The organism is Thermococcus sp. MAR1 (genome assembly GCF_012027305.1).
GTDB lineage: Archaea > Methanobacteriota_B > Thermococci > Thermococcales > Thermococcaceae > Thermococcus.
In genome coordinates this window covers 32,654-55,441 of the sequence record NZ_SNUF01000002.1, presented here as the reverse complement: position 1 = coordinate 55,441, position 22,788 = coordinate 32,654, and the positions used below count along the sequence as shown (strand labels likewise).

Annotated in this window: 34 protein-coding genes; 11 read left to right on the top strand and 23 right to left on the bottom strand. The window is 55.4% G+C overall.

All coding sequences use genetic code 11. From position 1 onward, the window contains the following. Nucleotides 1-39 precede the first annotated feature (39 nt). Complete coding sequence (locus tag E3E25_RS08345) at nucleotides 40-492, top strand: Lrp/AsnC family transcriptional regulator (RefSeq protein WP_088181277.1); 453 nt, start codon at nucleotides 40-42, stop codon at nucleotides 490-492. A 74-nt stretch (nucleotides 493-566) separates the two neighbouring features. On the opposite strand, the gene E3E25_RS08340 is transcribed toward E3E25_RS08345, so the two are convergent. The 3 genes from E3E25_RS08340 to eno form a co-directional block, all read right to left on the bottom strand. Beyond that, nucleotides 567-1,403, bottom strand: a complete 837-nt coding sequence (locus tag E3E25_RS08340; protein WP_167892857.1) for a radical SAM protein — start codon at nucleotides 1,401-1,403, stop codon at nucleotides 567-569. Nucleotides 1,404-1,679: 276 nt separating this feature from the next. After that, on the bottom strand, nucleotides 1,680-2,345 hold the full coding sequence (locus E3E25_RS08335; protein ID WP_167892856.1) for a hypothetical protein: 666 nt from the start codon (nucleotides 2,343-2,345) through the stop codon (nucleotides 1,680-1,682). A gap of 36 nt (nucleotides 2,346-2,381) precedes the next feature. After that, on the bottom strand, nucleotides 2,382-3,674 hold the full coding sequence (gene eno, locus E3E25_RS08330) for a phosphopyruvate hydratase (RefSeq protein ID WP_167893131.1): 1,293 nt from the start codon (nucleotides 3,672-3,674) through the stop codon (nucleotides 2,382-2,384). Between the two features lie 115 nt (nucleotides 3,675-3,789). Here eno and E3E25_RS08325 point away from each other — a divergent pair, with 115 nt between their 5' ends. The 4 genes from E3E25_RS08325 to E3E25_RS08310 all read left to right on the top strand — a co-directional run bounded on the left by E3E25_RS08325 (nucleotide 3,790) and on the right by E3E25_RS08310 (nucleotide 6,458). Beyond that, the gene (locus E3E25_RS08325) at nucleotides 3,790-5,007 is read left to right on the top strand and encodes a CGP-CTERM-anchored Cys-rich protein (RefSeq protein ID WP_167892855.1); all 1,218 of its coding nucleotides are present in this window, start codon (nucleotides 3,790-3,792) and stop codon (nucleotides 5,005-5,007) included. Nucleotides 5,008-5,037: 30 nt separating this feature from the next. Next, complete coding sequence (locus E3E25_RS08320) at nucleotides 5,038-5,352, top strand: hypothetical protein (RefSeq protein WP_167892854.1); 315 nt, start codon at nucleotides 5,038-5,040, stop codon at nucleotides 5,350-5,352. 142 nt (nucleotides 5,353-5,494) lie between these two features. Next, entirely contained in the window at nucleotides 5,495-6,178 is a 684-nt protein-coding gene (gene deoC / locus E3E25_RS08315; protein WP_167893129.1) for a deoxyribose-phosphate aldolase, read from the top strand. Continuing rightward, the gene (locus E3E25_RS08310; RefSeq protein ID WP_167892853.1) at nucleotides 6,165-6,458 is read left to right on the top strand and encodes a family 4B encapsulin nanocompartment shell protein; all 294 of its coding nucleotides are present in this window, start codon (nucleotides 6,165-6,167) and stop codon (nucleotides 6,456-6,458) included. The genes deoC and E3E25_RS08310 overlap by 14 nt, the downstream gene beginning before the upstream one ends. On the opposite strand, the gene E3E25_RS08305 is transcribed toward E3E25_RS08310, so the two are convergent. Next, a complete protein-coding gene (locus tag E3E25_RS08305; RefSeq protein ID WP_167893130.1) occupies nucleotides 6,455-7,057 on the bottom strand; it encodes an ECF transporter S component in 603 nt (200 codons plus the stop codon). The two genes, E3E25_RS08310 and E3E25_RS08305, sit on opposite strands and share 4 nt — an antisense overlap. Nucleotides 7,058-7,166: 109 nt before the next feature. Continuing rightward, nucleotides 7,167-8,504, bottom strand: a complete 1,338-nt coding sequence (locus E3E25_RS08300; protein ID WP_167893128.1) for an ornithine aminotransferase — start codon at nucleotides 8,502-8,504, stop codon at nucleotides 7,167-7,169. A 170-nt stretch (nucleotides 8,505-8,674) separates the two neighbouring features. Here E3E25_RS08300 and E3E25_RS08295 point away from each other — a divergent pair, with 170 nt between their 5' ends. Beyond that, nucleotides 8,675-8,947 (top strand): hypothetical protein, encoded by a 273-nt coding sequence (locus tag E3E25_RS08295; RefSeq protein ID WP_167892852.1) that lies wholly within the window; start codon nucleotides 8,675-8,677, stop codon nucleotides 8,945-8,947. Nucleotides 8,948-8,978: 31 nt separating this feature from the next. After that, complete coding sequence (locus tag E3E25_RS08290) at nucleotides 8,979-9,227, top strand: hypothetical protein (protein WP_167892851.1); 249 nt, start codon at nucleotides 8,979-8,981, stop codon at nucleotides 9,225-9,227. On the opposite strand, the gene trxB is transcribed toward E3E25_RS08290, so the two are convergent. The 4 genes from trxB to E3E25_RS08270 form a co-directional block, all read right to left on the bottom strand. After that, nucleotides 9,210-10,199 (bottom strand): thioredoxin-disulfide reductase, encoded by a 990-nt coding sequence (gene trxB / locus E3E25_RS08285; RefSeq protein ID WP_167893127.1) that lies wholly within the window; start codon nucleotides 10,197-10,199, stop codon nucleotides 9,210-9,212. The two genes, E3E25_RS08290 and trxB, sit on opposite strands and share 18 nt — an antisense overlap. A gap of 65 nt (nucleotides 10,200-10,264) precedes the next feature. Continuing rightward, nucleotides 10,265-10,423: a hypothetical protein gene (locus E3E25_RS08280; protein WP_167892850.1), complete on the bottom strand. Its 159-nt coding sequence runs from the start codon at nucleotides 10,421-10,423 to the stop codon at nucleotides 10,265-10,267. A gap of 41 nt (nucleotides 10,424-10,464) precedes the next feature. After that, nucleotides 10,465-10,998: a metal-dependent hydrolase gene (locus E3E25_RS08275; RefSeq protein ID WP_167892849.1), complete on the bottom strand. Its 534-nt coding sequence runs from the start codon at nucleotides 10,996-10,998 to the stop codon at nucleotides 10,465-10,467. A gap of 6 nt (nucleotides 10,999-11,004) precedes the next feature. Then, nucleotides 11,005-12,213, bottom strand: coding sequence for an ATPase (locus E3E25_RS08270; protein WP_167892848.1), 1,209 nt, complete (start codon nucleotides 12,211-12,213; stop codon nucleotides 11,005-11,007). Nucleotides 12,214-12,274: 61 nt separating this feature from the next. Here E3E25_RS08270 and E3E25_RS08265 point away from each other — a divergent pair, with 61 nt between their 5' ends. The 4 genes from E3E25_RS08265 (at nucleotide 12,275) to E3E25_RS08250 (ending at nucleotide 14,555) form a co-directional block, all read left to right on the top strand. Continuing rightward, a complete protein-coding gene (locus tag E3E25_RS08265; protein ID WP_167892847.1) occupies nucleotides 12,275-12,760 on the top strand; it encodes a THUMP domain-containing protein in 486 nt (161 codons plus the stop codon). Nucleotides 12,761-12,803: 43 nt separating this feature from the next. Beyond that, nucleotides 12,804-13,283, top strand: coding sequence for a ferritin family protein (locus E3E25_RS08260; protein ID WP_167892846.1), 480 nt, complete (start codon nucleotides 12,804-12,806; stop codon nucleotides 13,281-13,283). After that, a complete protein-coding gene (locus E3E25_RS08255; protein ID WP_370456671.1) occupies nucleotides 13,276-13,758 on the top strand; it encodes a ferritin family protein in 483 nt (160 codons plus the stop codon). Before E3E25_RS08260 ends, E3E25_RS08255 begins: the two co-directional genes overlap by 8 nt. A gap of 284 nt (nucleotides 13,759-14,042) precedes the next feature. Further along, nucleotides 14,043-14,555, top strand: a complete 513-nt coding sequence (locus E3E25_RS08250) for a ferritin family protein (protein ID WP_167892845.1) — start codon at nucleotides 14,043-14,045, stop codon at nucleotides 14,553-14,555. Between the two features lie 6 nt (nucleotides 14,556-14,561). Here E3E25_RS08250 and E3E25_RS08245 read toward each other — a convergent pair whose 3' ends face one another. Genes E3E25_RS08245 through E3E25_RS08180 form a run of 14 tightly spaced genes read right to left on the bottom strand, consistent with a single transcriptional unit; the run spans nucleotide 14,562 to nucleotide 22,664 of the window. Further along, on the bottom strand, nucleotides 14,562-15,053 hold the full coding sequence (locus E3E25_RS08245) for a 4Fe-4S dicluster domain-containing protein (RefSeq protein WP_167892844.1): 492 nt from the start codon (nucleotides 15,051-15,053) through the stop codon (nucleotides 14,562-14,564). A gap of 3 nt (nucleotides 15,054-15,056) precedes the next feature. Beyond that, a complete protein-coding gene (locus tag E3E25_RS08240; protein WP_167892843.1) occupies nucleotides 15,057-16,022 on the bottom strand; it encodes a respiratory chain complex I subunit 1 family protein in 966 nt (321 codons plus the stop codon). After that, entirely contained in the window at nucleotides 16,019-17,257 is a 1,239-nt protein-coding gene (locus tag E3E25_RS08235; protein ID WP_167892842.1) for a nickel-dependent hydrogenase large subunit, read from the bottom strand. Before E3E25_RS08235 ends, E3E25_RS08240 begins: the two co-directional genes overlap by 4 nt. Beyond that, nucleotides 17,257-17,820, bottom strand: coding sequence for an NADH-quinone oxidoreductase subunit C (locus tag E3E25_RS08230; protein ID WP_167892841.1), 564 nt, complete (start codon nucleotides 17,818-17,820; stop codon nucleotides 17,257-17,259). Before E3E25_RS08230 ends, E3E25_RS08235 begins: the two co-directional genes overlap by 1 nt. Further along, on the bottom strand, nucleotides 17,817-18,263 hold the full coding sequence (locus tag E3E25_RS08225) for an NADH-quinone oxidoreductase subunit B family protein (RefSeq protein ID WP_167892840.1): 447 nt from the start codon (nucleotides 18,261-18,263) through the stop codon (nucleotides 17,817-17,819). Before E3E25_RS08225 ends, E3E25_RS08230 begins: the two co-directional genes overlap by 4 nt. Then, nucleotides 18,264-18,617 carry a hydrogenase gene (locus tag E3E25_RS08220; RefSeq protein WP_167892839.1) on the bottom strand — a complete coding sequence of 118 codons (354 nt, stop codon included), beginning with the start codon at nucleotides 18,615-18,617 and terminating at the stop codon, nucleotides 18,264-18,266. After that, nucleotides 18,614-20,167: a proton-conducting transporter membrane subunit gene (locus tag E3E25_RS08215; RefSeq protein ID WP_167892838.1), complete on the bottom strand. Its 1,554-nt coding sequence runs from the start codon at nucleotides 20,165-20,167 to the stop codon at nucleotides 18,614-18,616. Before E3E25_RS08215 ends, E3E25_RS08220 begins: the two co-directional genes overlap by 4 nt. Continuing rightward, a complete protein-coding gene (locus E3E25_RS08210) occupies nucleotides 20,164-20,529 on the bottom strand; it encodes a sodium:proton antiporter (RefSeq protein WP_167892837.1) in 366 nt (121 codons plus the stop codon). The genes E3E25_RS08215 and E3E25_RS08210 overlap by 4 nt, the downstream gene beginning before the upstream one ends. After that, on the bottom strand, nucleotides 20,522-20,989 hold the full coding sequence (locus E3E25_RS08205; RefSeq protein ID WP_167892836.1) for an MnhB domain-containing protein: 468 nt from the start codon (nucleotides 20,987-20,989) through the stop codon (nucleotides 20,522-20,524). Before E3E25_RS08205 ends, E3E25_RS08210 begins: the two co-directional genes overlap by 8 nt. After that, the gene (gene mbhE, locus E3E25_RS08200; RefSeq protein ID WP_167892835.1) at nucleotides 20,986-21,258 is read right to left on the bottom strand and encodes a hydrogen gas-evolving membrane-bound hydrogenase subunit E; all 273 of its coding nucleotides are present in this window, start codon (nucleotides 21,256-21,258) and stop codon (nucleotides 20,986-20,988) included. Before mbhE ends, E3E25_RS08205 begins: the two co-directional genes overlap by 4 nt. Then, the gene (locus E3E25_RS08195) at nucleotides 21,255-21,518 is read right to left on the bottom strand and encodes a hydrogenase subunit MbhD domain-containing protein (protein WP_167892834.1); all 264 of its coding nucleotides are present in this window, start codon (nucleotides 21,516-21,518) and stop codon (nucleotides 21,255-21,257) included. Before E3E25_RS08195 ends, mbhE begins: the two co-directional genes overlap by 4 nt. Continuing rightward, nucleotides 21,515-21,868 (bottom strand): monovalent cation/H(+) antiporter subunit G, encoded by a 354-nt coding sequence (gene mnhG / locus E3E25_RS08190; protein ID WP_167892833.1) that lies wholly within the window; start codon nucleotides 21,866-21,868, stop codon nucleotides 21,515-21,517. Before mnhG ends, E3E25_RS08195 begins: the two co-directional genes overlap by 4 nt. Further along, nucleotides 21,865-22,164, bottom strand: a complete 300-nt coding sequence (locus E3E25_RS08185) for a cation:proton antiporter (protein WP_240910799.1) — start codon at nucleotides 22,162-22,164, stop codon at nucleotides 21,865-21,867. The genes mnhG and E3E25_RS08185 overlap by 4 nt, the downstream gene beginning before the upstream one ends. Further along, nucleotides 22,161-22,664, bottom strand: coding sequence for a Na+/H+ antiporter subunit E (locus tag E3E25_RS08180; RefSeq protein ID WP_167892832.1), 504 nt, complete (start codon nucleotides 22,662-22,664; stop codon nucleotides 22,161-22,163). The genes E3E25_RS08185 and E3E25_RS08180 overlap by 4 nt, the downstream gene beginning before the upstream one ends. Nucleotides 22,665-22,788 lie beyond the last annotated feature (124 nt).

Sequence of the window (22,788 nt, the reverse complement as noted above, 5' to 3'; positions counted from 1 at the left end):
TTAACAGTTATAATTGAATGAATGACGAAGGGGGTTGCGATGGTAGCTTCATTGGATGGCACAGATTTGAGGTTGTTGAGGGAGCTCAAAGAGAACGCCAGGGAGAACATAGCGAGTCTGAGCAAAAAGCTGGGCATTCCAAGGACAACCGTCCACTACCGCATTAAAAAGCTGGTGGAGGAGGGCGTGATAGAGAAGTTTACCGTGAAACCAAACTATAAGAAGCTCAATCTTGGAACCACCGCGTTCATACTTGCCCGATACGAGCCGGATTCCGGCTTAAGCCAGAGGGAAGTGGCTGAGAGGATAGCGGCCCTTGAGGGAGTTTACGAAGTCCACATAATAGCCGGTGAGTGGGACCTCCTCATAAAGGTCCGCGCTCCAAGCTCCGAGGAGGTCGGAAAGATAGTCGTGGACCGGCTCAGAGAGATAAAGGGCGTTGGACAGACGGTTACGATGGTGTCATTCGTGACCGTCAAGGAGGAGCTTTAGCTAGGGCGATGATTGGCGTTCTCCTTTCTGATTTTATGATGATGCGAGGTTTCCTGAGCCCACTATCGTGCCTCCTACATGACGCAGCACTCGTAGATTATCTCAACATCCCTCACGCTCTTTGCCCATTCGATGACTTTTCTGGGAGGGTTCGTCAGCCTGTCGATTCCGGCCAAAACCGCTCCCCTGTCGAAGTCAACGCGCCACCTGCCCAGCGGGCGCATGCAGCCTATGCTCAGCTCACCACCAAACTTCTCCCTGGCGTATTTCACGACCTTCAGGCTCTCCTCAACGCTCGGCTTCGGAACGTTTTCCATCTCCGTTCCCTTTGTCGGGATGAGAACATCTAAAACGAGGACGTCTATGGGGTACTCGACGAGCATGTCTATGGCATTGAACTCCCAGCCGATTCTGCCGAAGTCAAGGCCTATGGTTATGTGGGGGGCCACTTTTACCCCGGCATCGGTGAGCAGGTCGAGGATTCTGAGGTAGTCTTTAACGGTTCTGTCTATCCTGTAAACGCGCCTTATCACGTCGTCATCGCCCACGAAGTCGAGGGAGACCACATCAACATATTTGACCCACTCCAAATCGCTCTCGTCTATGAAACCCACGTGGGCGTTGAGCTTGAGGCTCGTTCTTCGCTTTATCTCCCTGATTTCATGGGCGTACCTGTCGATGGGAACCTTGAGCCTCGAATCCATTCCACCGCTCAGCAGGCAGCCTGTGTAGCCCTCCCTCTCCAGACTGAGGCAATAGTCAACCAGATTCTTTCTGGTGGGCTTTCTCATGCCCTCGAGGTAGTGTCTCCCGCAGTGGGCGCAGTTCAGCGCACAATAGTTGCCCGTGAGCGAGATTGAGGGGAATTTGATGCCCGGGATGTATATCTTTAGCTTCTTCCGTTCTGTCATTTAAATCACCTCGCAGAACAGGGGGTCGTAGGGGGCTTTGCCCCCTCCGGTATTTAAAAGAGGAGGAAGGGTTTGGGAAACGTAGTTTCCCGGCTTATGTGGGGCGAAGCCCCACGTTCGGGGGGAGGGGGTTGGCAAGGACGTGGGGGGTGAAACCCCCCGGTCCTGCGAGGGGAATTTGATGCCTGGAATGTAGATTTTGAGCTTTTTCATTTAACTCACCTCAGAAAGGGGGTTGTAGGGAGCGGGGCTTTTGGACTTTTTTCGTTTCCTCATTCAGTCTCCCTCCCATCTCGCTCGTCCGCCCTCCCGTTTAAAACCCTGACTGGACGTTTCTGTTTCCTCGAAGGTTAGGAGGAACCTTAGATAGAACAGCTTCCCGAGTATCGCGAGAACCGTGAAGGAACCCAGTATAGGGGCCGCTAGAACTGCCAAGATCCAGGTCGCCCCCTCAGCGTTGGCAAGCGCCGGCAGAAACGGGACCGCCGCCATGAGGAACAGCACGATCGAGTTCAGCCTCGACATCCAGAGGCTCATTTTCAGCCCCTCAATTTTCCATAGAACGCTGTTCCTTATCCCTACCGCGAGGTAGTTTATCCCAGCTCCCACGAGCGCCACCACCGACGTTATCACGAACTCCCTTGGGCCAAATGGGAAGATGTTATCTATCACGGCTGAATAGGTGTAGACTGCCGATGCTAGCATGAGAACCCAGGAAAAGGCCCTCAGGAGATACGCCAGGGTGAAGCGCTTCACTGCCCACCTTCCGAGCCTTTCCCCCACGAGCTCGGTCATGCCTACATAGTAGATGACCGTCGAGGCTCCGAGGAAGGCTATCGAGACGTTGTAGGACCTAGAAGCCAGAACCGCCAGGAGAAGAAATAACTCGGCCAGAATGAGGAGCGGTCTGGGCTTTATGAGCTTCTCGAGGTCAAACTCCATCGGCTCCACCAAAATTCCAAAATTAAGGAAAAGGAATCAGAGGAAGGGATTGCGGAACTTCCTGCCGGGGTAGAGTGCTATTCCCTCAAGCTCCTCCTCTATGCGTATGAGCTGGTTGTACTTGGCGTTCCTGTCGCTTCTCGCTGGAGCACCGGTCTTTATCTGGCCGGCGTTGAGGGCCACTGCAAGGTCGGCTATGGTTGAGTCCTCAGTCTCTCCGGAGCGGTGGGAGACGACGACGCCGTAGCCTGCTCTAAAAGCCGTGTATGCGGCATCGATAGCCTCGCTCAGCGTTCCAATCTGGTTCACCTTGAGGAGCAGAGCGTTGGCGGCACCGAGCTCGATGCCCTTCCTTATCCTCTTTGGGTTGGTGACGAAGAGGTCATCGCCGACTATCTGTATCTTGTCCCCGAGCTCCCTGGTTATCATAGCGAAGCCTTCCCAGTCCTCCTCGTGGAACGGGTCCTCAATGGAGACTATCGGGTATGTTGAGACGAGCTCCTTATAGAGCTCGAGGAGTTCGCCCTTGTCGTACTCCTTGCCGCCGACGACGTACTTGTCCTTGTCCGGGTGGAAGAATTCGCTCGAAGCGGGATCCATGGCGAAGGCAATTTCATCACCGGGTTTGTATCCAGCCTCCTCTATGGCCTTTATGAGGAGTTCGAGCGGCTCGTGAGGCTCCTTCAGCGGCGGGGCGAAGCCTCCCTCGTCGCCAACGTTAACGGCGTCTTTGCCGTACTTATCGGCGATGACGCCCTTAAGGACGTGGTAGGTCTCGGAAACCCATCTTATGGCCTCTCTAAAGCTGTCAGCACCGACGGGCATTATCATGAACTCCTGGAAGTCGAGCTCGTTGCCGGCGTGCACTCCACCGTTGATGACGTTGCTCATCGGAACGGGCATGACGTAGGCGTTGGTTCCGCCGATGTACTGGTAAAGGGGCAATCCTAAAGCGTTCGCCGCTGCCTTGGCAACGGCAAGGGAGACACCGAGCATCGCGTTCGCGCCAAGGTTGCTCTTGTTCTCGGTGCCGTCGAGCTCAAGGAGAAGGCTGTCTATGTCCCTCTGCCAGGTGACGTCCATTCCGATGATTTCCGGGGCAATTATCTTGTTGACGTTCTCGACGGCCCTTCTAACGCCTTTCCCATGGTAGCGCTTTCCGCCGTCGCGGAGCTCCAGGGCCTCGTGCGTTCCTGTTGAGGCTCCACTCGGAACGGCCGCTCTTCCCATGCTTATCGGGGTGTAAACCTCAACCTCGACCGTCGGGTTTCCCCTGCTGTCGAGTATCTCCCTGGCGACGACTCCGGTTATCTCAAAGGGGTTCTCCATCTCAATCACCTCGGGTGATATTCCCGGCAGGGCATATAAAGGTTTTAGCTTCGAGCGGAGTTGAAGCGATGGACAGGCGTATATATCCCTGGTGCGTATTTCCTTCGGTGATTGCATGAAGAGGGCTCTGGGTTTCATAGTCCTCCTGATGTTCACAGTGACACCGCTCGTCAGGGCCTGCGTTACACCGGGGGATTTCTACGCCGTCGAGGTCGTTCTCAACAAGCCCGGGATTTCCCAGAAGCTCTGGCTGCTTGAGATAGCACACAACGTTCTCGTTGAAAACGGCACCTTCGTCTTCCGCTCCCACTACGATAGGAGGCTCTACGTTCTGGTCTGGAATACCACCGATGGGCTTCACATCAAAGTTGGAATTCCCGTTGAGTGGAAGACCGAGGACGTCTCGATGGGGTCATTAAACATCTCCCTCCTCGTCACTCCGGATGCCCTCGAAAGGCTCAAGGAGGACGGATGGAGCATCTCAGACAACACGACCTTTGAGAGAGATGGGGTTAAGATAGCCCTCCTACCGGTTAGGGGTGGCGAATGCACCTCAGACGGGGATTGTGCCACCGGTGGCTGCTCCGGTGAGGTCTGTGCTCCCAGAGAGGAGGCGTCAAAGATAGTCACTCCCTGCGTTTACAGGCCCTGGTACGACTGCCTCTCCCTGACGAGCTGCGGCTGCCTCAACGGCCTCTGCACCTGGAAGCCGAACCCGGCCTTTGAGAAGTGCCTGAGGGAGCACGGGGTTGATCCATCCAAGGTGATCCGCGCGGGGTACTTTGAGCTCAGGGTTGAGGGGGTGAACAAGTCCGACGGCGAGATAAACGCAGCTCTAAAGGACTTCCTCGGTGCTTTTGGAGTATCTTGCAACTCACCGCTTACGCTGGTTAAGACTGCCGTAACCCGGCTTTCTCCCGCCATAGACCCCTCTGAAGTTAACGCTTCCGAGGCAATAAAGGCCGAGCTGGAGTGGATGAGGGAGTTTGGAGGAATAGTCAATCTGAGCGAGAGGGATGTGGAGGAAATCTCCACGGTGGCCCGGTGGGGCTTTGCCGGCCACAACTCGCATATCGGCTGGTACGAGACCAAAAACGGAACCTTCTCGTGGGTTCCCTACCACAGGAGCAGGGATCCAAAACTCATCAGATGCACCTCCCAGGTAGTGAGGGAGTACGAGCTTCCCAACGGCACGGCCTACGTCGGGCCGACACTAACTAAGCCCCCTTCGGGAAATCCTACCACCACGTCCGGTTCAACTAGTGGAGAAGTATGCGGGCCAGGTATAGTGATTCTGCTGGCGCTGCTGGCTGCCCTCGCGGGGAGGAGGTGAACTTTTAAACTCCCCCTCCAACTTTTCCCCATGGACTGGAAGAAATTGCTACGCGAGGACGGCTTCGTCGAGGTCGATGGCTTTCGGATAGAGCTCAGCCTGGACAACACGTTCATGGATCTGGACTACATCCCCAGGGTGCTGTTCTACGACCCCCCAACGGGGAGATGGCACGTTCTCAGGAATCCGATTCCGAAGGGGAATAGCCTTGAGGAGAGCTGGGATAACGCCGTTGAGGTTCTTGAACACATAGCCGCTGGGAACGAGAAGCCCATCCTGGGTGATGACGCGGTTGCCGAGAGGTTCGTTGAGTTCCTGAAGCGGCTTGGAGATTCCACACGATGATGTGGTTTCTTCATCTCATGGTAGGCTTTGCCAACAAATCGACGAAGATTCAATGAAACTCTGCAGATTTTCCGATAAATTGCTCATTTTTGAGGAGAAAAAGCCTAAATACCTTCTGGGAAAGTAGTCATTGGTGATGGTTATGGGTGATCACATCGATGTCGCCAAGTATATTGACCATACGAACCTCAAACCCTACGCTACCGCCGATGACATTAAGAAGCTCTGCGATGAGGCGATAGAGTACGGCTTTTACGCCGTCTGCGTCAACCCCTACCGGGTTAAGCTGGCCAGGGACTATCTCCGCGAGAAGGGCGCCGACGTCAAGGTCGCGAGCGTCATAGGCTTCCCGCTCGGAGCTACCCCAACTGAGGTCAAGGTCTTCGAGGCAATGAAAGCGCTTGAGGACGGGGCCGACGAGCTGGACATGGTCATAAACATCGGCGCCCTCAAGGACGGGGACTACGGGTACGTGAAAAACGACATAGCCGAGGTCGTTAAGGTCGCCCACGAGAGGGGTGCGAAGGTCAAGGTCATCATCGAGACGTGCTACCTCACCGAGGAGGAGAAGGTCAAGGCCTGTGAGCTGGCAAAGGAAGCCGGGGCTGACTTCGTTAAGACCTCCACCGGCTTTGGAACCGGCGGTGCCACCGTTGAGGACGTAAGGCTCATGAGAGGAGTCGTCGGCCCGGAGATGGGGGTCAAGGCCGCGGGGGGCATCAGAACCTACGAGCAGGCACTGGCGATGATAGAGGCGGGAGCAACGAGGATTGGAACTTCGAGTGGAGTGAAGATTGTGGAGGGGGCTAAGAATGCAGGGAGTTGATGAGATCAGGGACATACTAGGCAGGGCCATCGAGGAGCTACACGGGGAAGGGCTCGAACCCGACATACTCCTAGTCGGACCCGGCTTCCTAGAGTACGCTGCTGGAATGCTCAGGGACTGCAGGCTGAGAATATACAAGATAGAGGAGCTCGGCTACGACGCGGTCGTTGCCGACTCAAAGTATCTGGGACAGATGAAGAGGGCCTCTCGGAGAATCTCCGTCGAGCCTCTGCTCAAAGAGAGTGAAATGTGGGAAGAATTGAAGAAGCTGGAAGTCTAAATTAAATCCGCGACCTCCGGATACCTCTTCTTTATTATCGTTGCCAGACCTGTGCCCACGAGTATTCCCGTGACGGCTTGGAGCATGTTTCCTGGCACCTCGGTGAGTGCCGCGGGGACTCCGAACATGTACGCCTCGAAGAGGAAGTAGCCGGAGACCATTATGATTCCACCGACGATGCCCGCTATGACCATCGTCGAGACGTTATCGCTCCTTCTGGCAATATACCCAATTGCAAGACCTTCAAGGCCTTTAACCACCAGCGTTATCGGGGCCCACCCTGCATAGCCGCCCATGATGTCACCGAGGGCCGAGCCGACGCCTCCGGCGAAGACGCCGATTACCGGGCCAAAGGTCATTGCCGAGAACATGACCATTGTGTCTCCGAAGTTGATGTAGCCCCCCGTGGCGGGGGTTGGAACCTTTACTAGGTTCGTTGCTATTGCCACGACCGCCGCTAGGATGGCGGAAAGGGCTATCGTTGCCGGTGCCTGGTACTCCCTTCTCTTTGCCCAGACGTACGCGAGGAAAATGACCACAGCGCCCCCGAGCACGTAGTGGCCGTAGGGTTCCAGGATTTTGGTCAGGTCCATCGCCATCACCACCGTGAGGTTTTTCAAGTTATAACTTTAAAAACTTGTTGCCGCGGTAGTAACCGTTTACAAACTGGATAAAACCGATGGGAGGGTAAAGGGATAAAAAAGAGGCTCAGCCGAGAGCGGCTTTGAGGCTCTCCTCGAATATCTCCATCGCGACGTCTATCTCTTCCTTGCTTATGGTCAGCGGCGGTATGAACCTTATGCTGTTGTCGCCACAGCCGAGGAGGATAAGCCCGCGCTTGACGGCCTCTTTGACGATGGCATCGCGGAGCTTGGGGTTCTTCTCCTTGGTGTCCTTGCTCTTGACTATCTCGACGGCCTGAGCCAATCCGAGACCTCTGGCATCTCCGATGACCTCGTACTTCTCCTCAAGCTCCTTGAGGTACTTGTGGAGGTAGTTGCCGACCTCCTGGACGTGCGGGAGGAGCTCCTTGACTATCTCGACGACCTCTATTCCCGCCGCTATGGCAACCGGGTTGCCGCCGAAGGTCGAGGCGTGCCTGCCCGGCTTGTCGAAGGCAATATCAGCTCTGTGGACGACACCGGCGAGCGGAATGCCACCGCCAATGGCCTTGCCGAACTGTATGGTGTCAGGTGCAACGTCAAAGTGCTCGATGGCCCAGAACTTTCCGGTCCTTCCAACGCCCATCTGAACCTCGTCGTCTGCCAAAAGTATGCCGTAGCTGTCGGCGAGCTTCTTGAGTTCCTTGAAGAAGTTCTTCGGCGGAACGACATAGCCGCCTTCGCCCTGTATCGGCTCGAAGACTATGGCTCCGACCTCGTGGGGCGGGACGTGTCTAAACACATACTCCTCGATGAACTCGATAACGCGGTTGACGAGCTCGTCCGGCTCGGCGTAACCGTCTATGTGCCAGGGGTTCCTGTAGGGGTTCGGATAGGGTATGTGCTCGACTCCGGGCATGGTTGGGAAGAACCTGTCCTGCTGAACCCATTTACTGGCGGTAAGGCTGAGAACGGCCTGGCTCCTGCCGTGGAATGCATGATAGAAGGCGATGAACCTTTTCCTTCCGGTGCCGTACTTGACGAGCTTCATCATGGCCTCGTTGGCCTCTGCACCGCTGTTCTGGTAGACAACCTTCTTCGGGAAGTCTCCGGGTGAAAGCTCTGCGAGCTTCTGGGCGAGTATGACAGCGTTCTCGTAGAAGAAGTCGTTCAGAGCGAAGTGGGTGAACTTCTCGGCCTGCCTCTTAACGGCCTCAACGACCCTTGGGTGGGCGTGTCCGACGTTGAGAACACCGACACCGCTTCCGAAGTCGTAGAAGGTGTTTCCATCGACATCGTAAACGAGGATTCCATCTCCGTGGTCAATGACTATCGGGAGGGTCTCCGGGTCCTGTGTGGTAACTGCGAGGGCTTCAAAGTTCTTCTCAATGACCTCCTTGGCCTTGGGTCCGGGGAGTTCTTTAACGTTCGGTCTAACCACCATGTGCATCACCGAAGGGTGATGGGGGTTATCCTATATAAGCCTGTGTTCATCAATGAACATCTTTGACCGAAGAATTTTCGATAAACACCTGGGAGAAATGAGTTTATAAAACGTCATCACTCATAAGGGCACAAAGCTAATAAACTTCAAGTGGTTTTTGTTTTCGGTGGTTGGATAGTGAGATCTCGCAGGAGAAAAGGGAGAAGGGTAAAATCGGGAAAGCAATCTTGACCAGTTCGGTGATAGCCATGGTGATGATAACCACTCTGAACGTTCTCACGGGTAGGGAAGACCTGATAAACGCCTTAGAAATAGCAATCAAGGTCGTTCCTTTTGTTGTACTGTGGACTTTTCTCCTGATATCTTTCTTTGATAAGAACTTTCTGTTTGATGAAGACAGGGAGTATCAAGACGATATCATTGCCCTTTGGGAGGCCGAGTGATATTGAGGAGTCCACTTAAAGGTGGGGAGATATGAGGAGGTGCTTTCTTCTCGTTGCCGTGATTCTCCTAACGTCCGCGGTGGTTCAAGGGTCCTTTTCTCTGAGTGATGTAGTGCTAATTACCCTCCTCGCATATCTCTGTGGCATCTTCGATAGCACCTCAGGAGAGTGTGTTAAGGAGCCCTATATCATCGGAGACTCCAGTGAAATCGTGTACCTGACGAAAAGGGAGCTTAAAGAGCGGTTAAAAAAGAAGAGAACCTCACTCCACGACCTTTGAGTTCCACTCCTCGAGGAGCTCCTTGGCGGAGTTTGCGGCAATAGCTCCCTGACCTACAGCAACGGCAATCTGCTTGAAGACGTTGGTTATATCGCCAGCTGCAAAGATGCCCTTCACCTTGGTGCGCATGTACATGTCCACCGGGATGTAGCCGTACTCGTCGGTTATGCCGAGGTGCTTGACGAAGTCCGTCTTCGGCTCGTAGCCGATGAATATGAAGACGCCGTCAACGGGCATCTCGGTCTCCTCACCGGTCACGCGGTTCCTGAGCTTTACGGCCTCGACCTTGTCCTTGCCGATTATTTCGGTCACGACGGTGTTGAGTATCGCCGGAATGCCGCTTTCCCTAAAGCGGTCCTGGAGTATCTTGTCGGCCCTGAACTGGTCGCGCCTGTGGACGAGGGTAACATCTACTTCTATGCTCTTCAGGTAGAGTGCCTCCTGAAGTGCCGTGTTGCCTCCACCAACGACTATGACCTTCTTGCCCTTGAAGAGCGGGCCGTCGCAGGTCGCGCAGTAGGAAACGCCCCTTCCGGTCAGTTCTTCCTCGCCCGGAACGTGGAGCTTTCTCGGCGCGGCGCCGACGGCTATGATTATGGTCTTTGCCTTGTAGGCCTTTCCGTTCTTTGTTTTAACCGCGAACTTGCACGGGCCCTCGTAGTAGGCGCACTCGGTTGGGTCAATTCTCTCGACCTCGTCGAAGATAACGTCAATGCCGAGGTTCTTGACCTGCTCGTGCATTCTGTTGGTAAGCTCTGAACCGCTTATCTTGATGAACCCGGGGTAGTTCTCTATAAGGTCAGTCAGTGCCATGTTTCCGCCCAGGTCTTTGCTGATGATCAGCGTTTCAAGTCCGAAGCGCGCCGCGTATATCGCCGCGGTGAATCCTGCCGGACCTGCACCGATGATGAGCACGTCCCAGGTCTTGTTTTCGTATTCGCCTCCGCGTGAGAATCCTCCCAGACTGAACATCTCTCCCACCTCCGGGCTTTTCTAACGTGAGCTATTTAAAAGCGTTGTTGCCCAGTGGTGGGTATTCATACCACGACGTTAATTTCCAGACTGCCCTCGGGGAACCCTTCCACGGGTTCTATCAGGAGTTCCGTCCCCGCGTGTTCGCCCTGCTTCAGTGGGACGTCCATCGTGAGCAGAACCTTGTATTTCCCGTGTCCCTCCAGAACCTGCCTTCCATGCAACCACCGGGATAAATACGAAGACTGGAAATAAAAGAGTTTCTCTACAGCAGTGATAGCTCCCCGTCGAGGAGCAGGTGAAGGGTATAGCCGCAGAAGGCCGCGAAACCGACGAAGAGGGCCTCCCCCGTACTCATTCCGAGACCGAACTCAACGAGAGCGTAGCCCAGGAGGCCGTACACTGCCGCAAAGAGTAGTGAGTGGACTATTCCCCTGTGTCTTGGCATAATCCATGTGAAGGCGAACCAGGCCACGAGAGCGGTCAGCGCCCCGATTCCCCAAGCCGCTGTGATATTGAGCCAGGATTCGCCGAGGTGCACGGAGTCAACGCTCTGAATGAATACCGCGCTCCCGACAGCCACCGCCACTATCGGCTTCGTCCCGCGGTGTATCAGTGCGTTGGGATGATCCATGTCCGGCAGATCGCTGCCAAGGACGTAGAGAGCGTAGCCTATGACCATCGCCGCCGTACTGAGGACAAAGGGGATTCCCACGTAGTCCCGGATTATGAACGCGATAAACACGGTGAGCGGATAGGTAACTATGCCGCTCAGGAGGTGAACGTCGTAGTTTGGCATGGACTATCACTCTTCGCCTTCTTCGGCCTCTTCGCTCTCCTCCAGGAACTTCCTCACATACTCGGGGACCTTGTAGTTGCCCTTGGGGTCTCCGACCAGGAAGCCGAGGCGAATCAGCTCGTTGAGCTGGTCGTAGACCTGTATTCCGGGCCTCTTGACGACCTTGGCTATCTGGATGTAGCTCACCGGTCCGCCGTTGAACTCGTAAACGATGGCTTCAACTAAGTCCTTGTACTCCTTTGGAATCCTTGTGAGATACTCCTCAAGGCTCTTCGGCTCCTCTAGTATGGTGGTCACCACGTAGTCGTCTATCGGGTCGAACTTGTGCTTCGCGGCTTCGCTCAGAACGTAGTGGAGCAGGCGGAGAATCTGCCTGGGATTGCCCTTTCCGAGCTCGTGGATGAGTTTAACAGCCTCCTCTGTGAATGGGTAGAGCGGGTCGTCGGTGTCCTTTATCCTGACCCGGTTGAGTCTCTTCTTGACGAGCTCGTAGGCTTCGTCTATGCTCATCGGTCTGAGCTTGAACTCGTAGTGCAGGCGCATGAAGAACGCCGGGAATATCTTCGTGTACTCATCGTAAGCCTCGGGAACGCAGGCGAATGCAACGATACAGCCCTGGGGCATGTTGCTGATGAAGTGCCTGAGCATCTCGAAAAACTGTATCTTCTCCCTCTCGCTCGCGGTCTGCATGTTCTCAAGCTCGTCCAGGAGAAGGGCGCAGTATGGATACTTGCCCATCTGCTCGGTCAGAAGCTCGGCTATGTCCCTGCTCTTGTACTCGTCCCTGCTGCTCAACATCTTCTCGAGCCTGTCTATGAACCCGAGCTTCCTTGAGAGGTTTTCCAGGAAGATGTTCGTCCTGCTCTTCGGCGGCTTGAGGGCGTAGAAGATGTCGCGCGTGAGCTTGAGGATGTCGTTGGTGTCAACTTTGACGTATATCGCCTTTCCCCGGTTCTCCTCTATGGCCTTGGCTATTGTCTTGAGCCTCTGGGTCTTGCCCATTCCGAGGGGGCCTACGATGCTCATGGCTATCGAGCTTTTATTGCCGATCACCTCGGAGATTATCATCTGAAGGCGCATGTCTATCTCCTGATAGACGTGAATGCTCTCGACGTCGCTTATTCCCTCGCTTGCAAGCTGTTCAAAGGGGTTCCGAGAAAGACCGTAAACTTCGTATGACTGATAGGGATAAAGCTTAAGGCCACCGGCTTCCATTTTAACTCACCGCATAGTTTAGGAACGCGAAATATAAAAACCTGTCCATCGGTGAGCGGAGATGACGATTCTTCTCGTCACGACCCCACAGGGACGCGAGGGTGATGGGATACTTGAACTGGAATGGGCGCTGGGGAAGGTCCGGGTCCGGGGAACGGACTGGAAGGGGGTCCTCCTAGCTGAGACGCCTCTGTCGAAGGGCGAAGCTCTAGAACGGCTGAGAGACTTTGAGACCCAGGCTATACAGAGGGTTGTTCCCCTCGACATCATCGTTCCAGCAAAGAGGGAGGAGATTGAAGGGGCCGTCCTCCAGCTGGCGGGGAAAATAGACGGAACCTTCGCCGTTCGGGCAAAGGTCAGGGGAAACAAAAAGCTTTCCCAGAGGGAGCTTGAGATCGGCCTTGGTTCCCTGGTGGTCGAGCGCTTCGGCCTGAAAGTCAACCTGAGTGACCCGGATTACACCCTCGTGGTTGAGGTCTTTGGAAAGAAAGCCGGGATCGGGCTTGTGCGGAGGGGTGAGTTCCTTCGCTTTGAGGTGGTGGATTGAAAAGCTTAATTAGGTTCAACGCCTAGTGAGTTGGGGGTCAAAAATGTTCGAGGTTGAGGAGATTATCGAGAGGTTGCAGAACCTCACCTATGAGAAAGCTTTAGCCTATTGGATAAAGAGCGAGGAGGAGGAAGCGAAGTTCTACGGAGAGCTTGCTGAGAGGGCCAGGAATCTTGGACTTCCCCAGAGTCTTACCGAGACATTTCTCAAGCTGAGCAGAGACTCAAAAAGACACGCCGAAGAACTCACAAAGGAGTTTAGAAAATCCTTCGGGAAGGAGCCATCAACTGGAATACCTCCCCTTGAGGTGGTTCCAGTCCTAGATAAGTTCGAGAGGGCGGATCAGGTCAGAGAGGTTCTTGAAGCGGCCATGGAGAGCGAGCTCATAGCTATGAACGCCTACAAAATGCTTGCAGGGAAGGTAAGTGAGGAAAGGCTCAGGGAACTTTACCTCAAGCTCGCGGACGTCGAGAAGAGCCATTATGAGGCTTTAAAGAGGGAATACGAAAGGTTGGGTGGTTGACGTGGTAGTCGAGATTCTGAACGAAATTAGGAAGCTCAACGAGCGCGAACTGCTCAGTTACTGGATTAGGGGAGAATACGAGGAGGCCGAAGCCTACCTCAGGCTCGCTGAAAGAGCGAAAGAGCTTGGTCTTCCAAAGGAGGTCTATGAGACCTTTGAAAGGCTTGGCAAGGAGTCAAAGGAGCACGGCGACGAACTTTACGGGATCTACAGAGAAAAATATGGTGAGAATCCAGTCGAGATTGATATCCCGAGTCTCGAAGCTACCCACGTCTTGGGCAAGTTCTGGAAGGTCGGGGATTTTGAGGACGTTTTACAGAACGCTATGGAAGCCGAGAAGCTCGCGGAGACAATTTACAGAAAGCTAGCGGAGGAGTGCCATAGAGAAGAGCTGAGGAGAATCTACCTCCGCTTGGCTGACATAGAGAGGGGTCATTATGAGGCTCTGAGGAAGCTTATGGGCCACAAAACTTGAGTTGAGATGTTTCCATAAGTTTCGTCCGGTCTCTTACTTCCTCTGGAACCTTTTAGGTAATGAATCGGAAGCGGATATGGGCAATCTGAAACTCGGGTCTTTAAGGGCGTTGTTAATATGTCCTTCGGCTAGAAAAAGATATGAAAACCCGAAATCCGATTCAAAAACATTTCTTCTTTTGATAAATCCTTTGCCGGCGGTTCTTTTCTCCTAAACTCCTTCCATAGACGGTTGTGCCAAAGCCCGTATAAAACCTCCCGAGTATGGTTTACTGGGTGAGTGAGATGGTCGATCTCGAAGGATTGTCTTTCCTTGAGGAGCTTCCGCTGAAGGAGCTTCTCGCCCACTGGATATCCCTAGAGGGTGATAAGGCCCTGCTTTACGAGAAGCTGGCCGAGAAGGCCAGGGGCATGGAGATTGATGGGGCCGTCTGGGATATGTTCAAACTCCTCGGCCAGGAAGCTAGGAGACATGAGAAGAAGCTGAGGGCCCTTTACACGAGGAAGTTCGGGGCGGAGATTCCTGCAGTCAACGGCCCATCGTTGGAGGGGCTCTCCGATATAAGGGAGCTCGAGAGTGAGAACGACGTTTTTGCCGTTCTTAAGTGCGCCCTTGAGCTGGAGGAGGTTGCAGAGAGGGTTTACTCGATTCTAGCCGAGAAGGCCGATGAGGAAACCCTGAGGGCGGTCTTTTCTTACCTCGGCTCCACTGAGAGGCTCCACGAGAGGGCCGTTGAATCCCTCATCAGGGATTACGACTACAGAAGCGGGGTGGGAAAAAAGGGGATGGAGGCTTAGCTCACGCTAGCCTTCTGACTCCACTGCCTCCTTCACCTCTTTTTTGAAGGGCTCCTTTGCCTCGGGAGGCTCCTCTATCAGGTTGTCGCTGTACTTGTCGTAGTCCGCTAGCAGGAACTCCTCGCTCATCCTGAGCGCCTTGACGGCCTTATCCTCGCCGGGGAACTTCTTGCCCGGACAGACATCGACGCAGAGGGCGCAGAACATGCAGCGCGAGACGTAGTGCCTTATCTTCTTGAGCTCCGGTACCCACTCCATGGCATCCGCCGGGCAGACCATTATGCACAGCCTGCAGCCTATGCATCTCTCAGGGTCATAGATGAGCTTACCCCTGAACCCTTCGGGAACCGGAACGGGTGGGTTTATCTGAACCTCTCCCTTCTGCACCTTCTCTATTAGGGCAGTGACGTTAGCGGGAGCATGCTTGACGGGGAAGGGATTTGTGGCTGGCTTTTTGACGAGCTGCTTTAGCAGGACGAACATCATCTTGTTTACCATGCTTCACACCCCCAGCCATACCAGCGCGAGTCCGACGAGCGCTATGATGTTGACGTAGACCCAGAACACTCTGGATGCCTGCTCTATCCTGAACCTGGCGAAGGACGTCCTGACCAGCGTTATGGCGAGCAGGTATATCGCCAGCACCTTGAAGAGGAACCACAGCGCCTCGACGGCGTAGTATGCTGTTCCAGTGAGGCTCAGGTTCAGCATGCTCGTCAGCGTGAACGGGAAGAACAGCACCACCTCCAGCGCCGCCATGGCGAAGCCCCTGACGGCATCGGAGAGGTAGAACAGAGCAAGGTTCCTCCCGCTGTACTCGGCGAGCATACCCTCACATATCTCCGTCTCAGCCTCTGCGATGTCAAAGGGCAGTTTGGCCAGCTCGGCCGGCGTGACGACTAGCAGAGCTATGAAGAGCAGCAGCACGCCCATGGCGGCGAGCGGACCCGCGACGCCCCACACCGGTGTGCTGGCTATGGTCGTCAGCGAGAAGCTCCGGTAGAGCACGGCGAAGCCGACTATGACCGTCGCCAGCGGCATCTCGTAGCTCATCATGAGCACCATTTCCCTCTGCGCACCCACCGATGAGAACGGACTTCCTGAGGCGAAGCCGCCTATGGCCATTGCCAGCGACTGTAGGGTTAGCAGGTAGAGGATGACGATTAAGTCTCCGTAGCCCTCGAGCGGGGCCTTGAGCACTCCGAAGGGTATGTAGAGGAGCAGGGTCATCGAGGCCGCGAAGGAAACTATCGGCATGGCGTTGAATATCCATGCCACCGCGTTCTCGGGAACGACGGTTTCCTTCAGGAGCAGCTTGCCAACGTCCCAGAAGGGCTGTCTTATGGGGGGGCCTATTCTTGAGGTCAGCCTCGCCGAGAAGCACCTGTCTATACCCTTGTAGACCAGCCCGAGGAAGACCCCCAGCACGGGGAAGGTGAACGCGTAAATGAGGGTCTCGGGGGTCATGCCCTCACCCCCAGCTCTTCCCTGAGCTTCCTTGTTTTCTCAACCGCCTTCAGGTGCAGGGTTGCGGGGTCGATCAGCCTGCCGCTCTCGTCCCTTACCACCGCGACCCTGTCGTTGCAGCACATGCACGGGTCGATGTAGGCGACGACTATAGGTATGTCCGCCACCTCAGCGCCGAGGAGGAGCGGAGCCCAGGTGTTGATGTTGTTGTAGCTCGGCGCTATTACCTTCCAGACGACCGGTCCGTCGCGCTTGTTGCCGTATTTGAAGTAATGGATGACCTCACCGCGAGGTGCCTCGTGCATTCCTATCGCTTCCCCTTCGCTCCGCCGTATCTTGGCCAGAAGCGCCACGTAGTTCGGAATGGCCATTATCTTGCCCTCTGGCATCTCCTCGAGGCAGAACTCGATTATGTCGAGGCTCTGCTCTATCTCGTAGAGCCTCACCATGGTTATATCGTAGGCATCTCCCCTGGCCTCGCCCACTATGTCCTGGGGAACCACTGCCCTGACCCCGATGTCAGCGTAGGCGTCGTACGGGTTGTCCTGCCTGACGTCCATCCTCAAGCCAGCGGCCCTGGCAACGGGCCCGCATACGTTAAGCTTCTTTGCCATATCCCTGGAGAGCTGTGCCACTCCCCTGGTTCTTGCCTTGTAGACAGGGTCTGCCAGGAAGACGTCTTTCATCTCCTCCGTGAATATCCTGTAGTAGTTTATCATGTCCTTGAGGGCCTTGACGTGGCTCTCCTTGATATCCCTCCTGACGCCGCCTATCATGAACACGGAGTAGTTTATCCTGTTCCCGGTGAGAAGCTCAAGTATGTCGAGGACCTTTTCCCTGCCCTTCCACGTCCAGAACAGGAGGGAGTCGAAGCCCATCTCGTGGGCAACCACACCGAGCCAGAGTATGTGACTGTGAATCCTCTCCAGCTCGGCTATTATCGTCCTTATGTACTGGGCCCTTGGAGGAGCCTCTATTCCCAGGGCCTTCTCGCTTCCTATGACGAAGGCATAGGGGTGCGATATCGAGCAGATTCCGCATATCCTCTCCGAGAGGTAGAGCGTCTGTATCGCGTTCCTCTTCATGCCCATGTACTCTATTCCCCTGTGGGCGAAGCCCCTCTTGACGTCGACCTCGACTATCCTCTCGCCCTCGACCTTAGCCTCAACCCTTATAGGCTCCTTCAGTGCGGGATGAATGGGCCCGACGGGGACGTAGTACTGGGTTTTCGCCATCACTCCTCACCCCTCATCTTCCTTATTTCGTTCACGCTCCTGTGGGTGTGCTTCACCATGTCCTCGACGCCGTGCTCGTCCTTCCTCCAGGGGTACTTGCCCTCGGGCCAGTCGTCCGGCAGGAAGAGGTGCCTCTTGTTCTTCAGTCCCTCGAACTCAACGCCCAGCATCTCCCTGATTTCCCTCTCGTTTGTCTCCGCCCCGGGCATCAGGTCGGTTATCGTCGGCAGGACTAGGTTATCCTTTGGAAGGTTGAAGCGCATGGTGACGCTGAGCTCTCCCCAGGGAATGGCCCAGAACAGGCCGAAGGAGTAGACCATCCTCAGAGAGTCGCCCCCATCGTCCTCTCCTGTTATGAAGTGCAGGTGCGGGTAGTCAAGCTCGAACATGACTTCGACGGCCTTTCTGAAGGCCTCCGGGTCTATCTCTATCCAGAGTTCCCTGTACGTTCTCTTCCTCCTGACGCCCATGGTGTACTCCCTGACCTCGTGGGAGAGTATGGCCTCCCCGAGCGCCTCCTGGAGCCTCTTGAGGACCTCTTCCGCGCTCATTGGTTCCCTCATTCTTTCTTCCCCTCCAGCTCCTTTTCCAGTTTCTCTATCTTGAGCCAAGCCTTCACAACGCCGTCTATTATTGCCTCCGGCCTCGGGGGGCAGCCGGGGACGTAGACGTCCACAGGGATTACCTCGTCTATCGGGCCGGCTATGTTGTAGGAGTCGTAGAACACTCCGCCAGTGGTTCCGCAGTTCCCGATGACCACGACGGCTTTTGGGTCGGGCATCTGCTCGTATATGCGCCTCAGCTTGTCGGCGAAGTCCCTTGGAATGGCCCCGGTTACGAGGAGGACATCAGCGTGCCTTGGACTTCCGACGAGTTTGATTCCAAAGCGCTCGGCGTCGTAGCGCGGTGTTAACGCGGCTATAATCTCGATATCGCAGGCGTTACAGCTCCCTCCGGAGGCATGGAAAACCCAGAGGGAGCGTTTAAAGTTGGTCAGCTTCCCCATTCACACACCCCCCACGAGGACGAACAAGATTACTGCACCGAGTCCGAGGTACCAGAGTATGTAGTCCCTGACGTCTCCTGTGTGCATTCTCATGAGGACGCTGTAGTAGCCCTTGAGCGCCTCGATGAAGCCCCAGTATATGTCGCCGGCCCTTACGCGGATTTCTTCCACGTCCTCAACCTCGTTGCCGCTCAGGAAGGGCTTCACTTGGTCAGTGTTGGGCTTGTAGCTTCTGTTTCCGCGCGAATAAATGAGGTAACCGATGACCGCGAAGACAACCAGGAACGCCAGCCAGACTATCGGGTTCCAGAAGCCCGACGGCGAGTTCAGCGTAAGGCTCTCAATCCAGGTCATGGCAGACCACCCCACGTCTGGTAGCTGCTCAGCTTCAGCAGCGCGTCAACTGCCGGGTACACCAGCTTGTCCAGCACCACGTTCGGGAACAGACCGAAGAGGATACACAGCGCCGCTAGGATTAGCATCGCCACTACCATGCTCCTCGGAACCTCTCGTACCTCTTCGTACTTCTTGACCGGCGGTCCGAGGAAGGCCGAGGCAAAGACCTTGACGAAGGACGCTAATGTCAGGACGCTCGTGACCATCGCGAACACCGCGAAGATCGGGCTGAGCTGGTAGGACGTCTCGTAGATGAGGAACTTGCTTGCAAAGCCGTTGAAGGGCGGTATTCCCGATATTGCCGCGGCACCGACTATGAAGGCTATCGTGGTGTACGGCATCTTTCTGGCTAAGCCTCCCATCTCGTTGAGGTTCCTCGTCCCGGTGACGTAGAAGAGCGCCCCAGCGGTCATGAGGAGGAGGCTCTTGTAGATGATGTGGTTGATTATGTGGAATATTCCACCTGCCATCGCGTCCCTTCCGAAGGCGGCGAGCTTTGCCGGGTCGTTGAGAACTGCCAGGCCAACGCCGACTCCGAGGAGCATGTAGCCTGTCTGTGAAATCGCGTGGTAGCTCATGAGCCTCTTGACGTCCTTCTGGACGAGCGCCATGGTGACGCCTATGAACATCGTGAGGACTCCGAGGATGCTCATTATCCACCCGAGGCTGCTCATGTTCATGGTCACCTTACCGAAGAGGCTGAAGCTCACCCTGAAGAGGGCGTAGAGGCTCGCGTAGGTCGCCACCAGGAGAGTGGGGTTGATTCCGGAGGGGACCTCGGTGTAGGCATCGGGGACCCAGTGGTGGGTCGGCACGGAACCGCACTTCATCGCGAAGGACGCGAAGAGTATTCCGAGGGCTATCATGTCGACGGTGTTGAAGCTTATCTGAGTGCTCAGGTAGGCCATGTTGAGGTTTCCGTACTGACCGTAGAGCAGGCCTATTGAGAACAGCACCATCAGTGAAGCGACCGCGCTGACTATGAGGTACTTGATTCCGGCCTCGCTCGCCTCCCCCCTGTAGTTCCTGAAGCCTACCAGCGCCGAACCGGCTATTCCGGCTATCTCAAGGAACACGAATAGGTTGAACAGGTCTCCCGTCAGGACCATGCCGAGGATTCCAACCTCAAGCAGGAGGAGCAGCGCGTAGTACTTCTCAAGGCCGGTCTCATTCCTCACGTGGCTGTAGGAGTAGAGCGCTCCGATGAAGCTCATGAGCGTTGCCGAGAGCGCCATGAAAGCCCCTATCGCGTCGACCTCGAAGATTATCCTCACCGGAACCCTGTAGCCGGAAGGCAGGACGAGGGTTGGCCTGTCCGCCCCGAAGACGTACACCATCATGCCCTGAGCGAGCACTTCTTTGACGAGTAGCAGTCCGATACCTAGCGTAACGGTGGTGATGATTATTGCCCAGACGGCTGGAGCACTTCCCTTCTTCTTCAGCAGAGGCGCTATAAACGCCCCGAATAGGGGCACGGCTATCATGAGTGCCGGCAGGTGCTCGATCATCCTTTCAGCCTCCTGACCTTTGTAACGTCAAGGGTTCCGTAGTGCTCGTAGATGTTGACGGCGAAGGCGAGCATGAGGGCCGATACGGCGACACCTATGACTATGCTCGTCAGAGTGAGTGCCTGGGGCGTCGGCAGAACCATGTTGTTAACGGCTTCCTTCGGTGCCATGGTGTATATCGGGGCGTAGGCGCCTTTGACGTATCCGAGGGCTATCAGAAACAGGTTGACTGCCCCCTCAAGGATTTCAATGCCTATGACGACCTTGATGAGGTTCCTTTTGAAGCCTATCGTGTAGAACCCCACCGCCAGCAGGAGCGCCACGACTATGAACGGGAAGTTGACTAGAATTACGTTATTCATCCTTCCTCACCCCCAGGAGGAGGTAGAACACCAGGATTATGCTCGTTAATCCGGCCAGAACCTTCGTTCCGACGAATATGTTCATGTACGGCAGCGTTCCGCCCGTGTTCAGATAGCCTGGGTTTATCCCTATCGGGGTCGGGTCTCCGAAGAGCGGGAACCCGCTGTTGGCTATGACGTTCCTGAAGAACGTGTACCCCATGAAGCCGAGTGTCGCCATTCCCAGAAAGCCAAGAGCGCCTACGCTCTCAAAGGCGCTGAGCGGAACCTTTCTGAACCTCTTAGCTATGACGTCCTTTTCGCACGCCACTAAAAGGAGCGCAAGCCCACTGGCGAAGACGGCTCCCCCCTGAAAGCCTCCCCCAGGAGTTAGGTGTCCGTGGAGGATGATGTATGCTCCAAACGTCAGTATGAGCGCCGTCAGGTACCTGGTGGTCGTCTTGATGATGAGTGTCGTCATGCTTTCACCTCCCTCTTTCTGAGGGCCATCAACACGCCGGCAACCGCGGTGAACAGCACTGTGGCCTCGCCGAGGGTATCGAAACCCCTGTAGTCGAAGACTATGCTCGTCACGACGTTGTTGGCCGAGGCTTCTTCCTGGGCGTGCCCGATGAAGTAGGAGTCCATCTCGGTGTGGGCCGGCTCTCCGAAGGGTCTGAGGCTTGTCACGGCCACGAGGAGGAACAGCGTGAAGCCCATGAACGCGAAGAGGCCTAATGCGCGCCTCATTCTATCACCTCCTCATCGGTGGTTTTCTTGATCGCCAGGAGGTACATGGCCGTCGTGAGGCACGCTCCAACTCCCGCCTCGGCTATCGCGACGTCCGGCGCTTGGAGTATGTAGAACTCCAGCGAGAGTATCAGGCTGAACACCGCCATCGCGATAACGGCCGAGACAAGGTTCTTGAACCTCACCGCCGCTATGGCTGATACCAGAAGCCCCAGCCCCGCCATGACCTGAAGCGCCCAGAAGAGTTCTTCGAAGTTCATAGGCGACCCTCCAGTTCGTCTATAACAGCCCCGTGGGGTAGTATGCCCGACTTTCTGGCGGCCCTGCCGATGGCGTGGGCTCCTACGGGGTTGGTGAGGACAAGGAATATGACCACCAGAGCGGAATGTATCCCTATGGTTATCCACGAGGGGTCCCTCTCCACCCAGAAGTAGCTGTATACCGCGTAGGTAACCGTGGCCAGCACTATGAATATCGTGCCGAAGGTCGTGCATTTTGTTGCCGCGTGTATCCTCGTGTAGACGTCGGGGAAGCGAAGGATGCCAACGCTGGCCAGAAGGTTGAAGAACACGCCGATGGCCAGGAATACCGCTATCACCCACTCTATCATACCGCCTCCCCCTCCTCGCACTCGCATGCAACTCCCACTCTCTTTTTGACCAGATAGCGGGCTATGTAGAGGGTCGCGATGTAGCTCAGGACCGCGTAAACCAGTGCCACATCTATGAAGACCGCCTGCCTGGTTACCACGCCATAGATTACCATCGCTCCCGCCGTGGTGGTCGTCATGGAGTCCAGGGCGACGGCCCTGTCGGGTATCGTCGGCCCCGCTAGGAGCCTTATGAGGGTCAGCGTTGCCGAAAACATGAGCAGTATTATGGCCCACATGAACATGCTCTCTATCATTCCGCAATCCTCCTTGCCCATTTTGGAAGGTACCCACACAGCTCCTCAGGGGTGGGCTTCTCCTTTCCGGGCGGCACGTTTATCCAGTGAACGTAGAAATTGCCCTCCTCGTCTATCTCCAGGGTGAAGGTTCCAGGCGTCAGGGTTATCGAGTTGGCGAGGAGAGTTCTGCTCTCGTCTCTGGTCAGGTCGGGTGATATCTTGACTATCCCCGGCCGTATCTTGCCCGTTATGACCCTGTATGCGACATCAAGGTTGGCCTTGGCCATTGCAAAGAAGAACGGCCCTATGGCGTATACTATGAACAGTAGCCATCTCTTCGGGTTGAAGAAGTAACTCAGCTTTTCGTTCATGATGTCCTTTGTGGCGTAGCCGATGATGGCCGCTATTACAATTCCTGCAACCAGCTCCCCGGGGCTCCAGGCGATAACGCTTCCCGAGCCCGCGGTGAGGAGTAGGTAGACGATAAGGGACCACAGGAACGGTGCGGCAAACCCCATTTTCCCACCTCAACTTTAGGTTTTAAACCCTTATCGGGCGTATTTTCCCGAAATCTCAATTGAGCATTGGCTAAATCTTTATAAATGGATTTCTAAAACAAATGGTTAACAACCTGAAATTTGA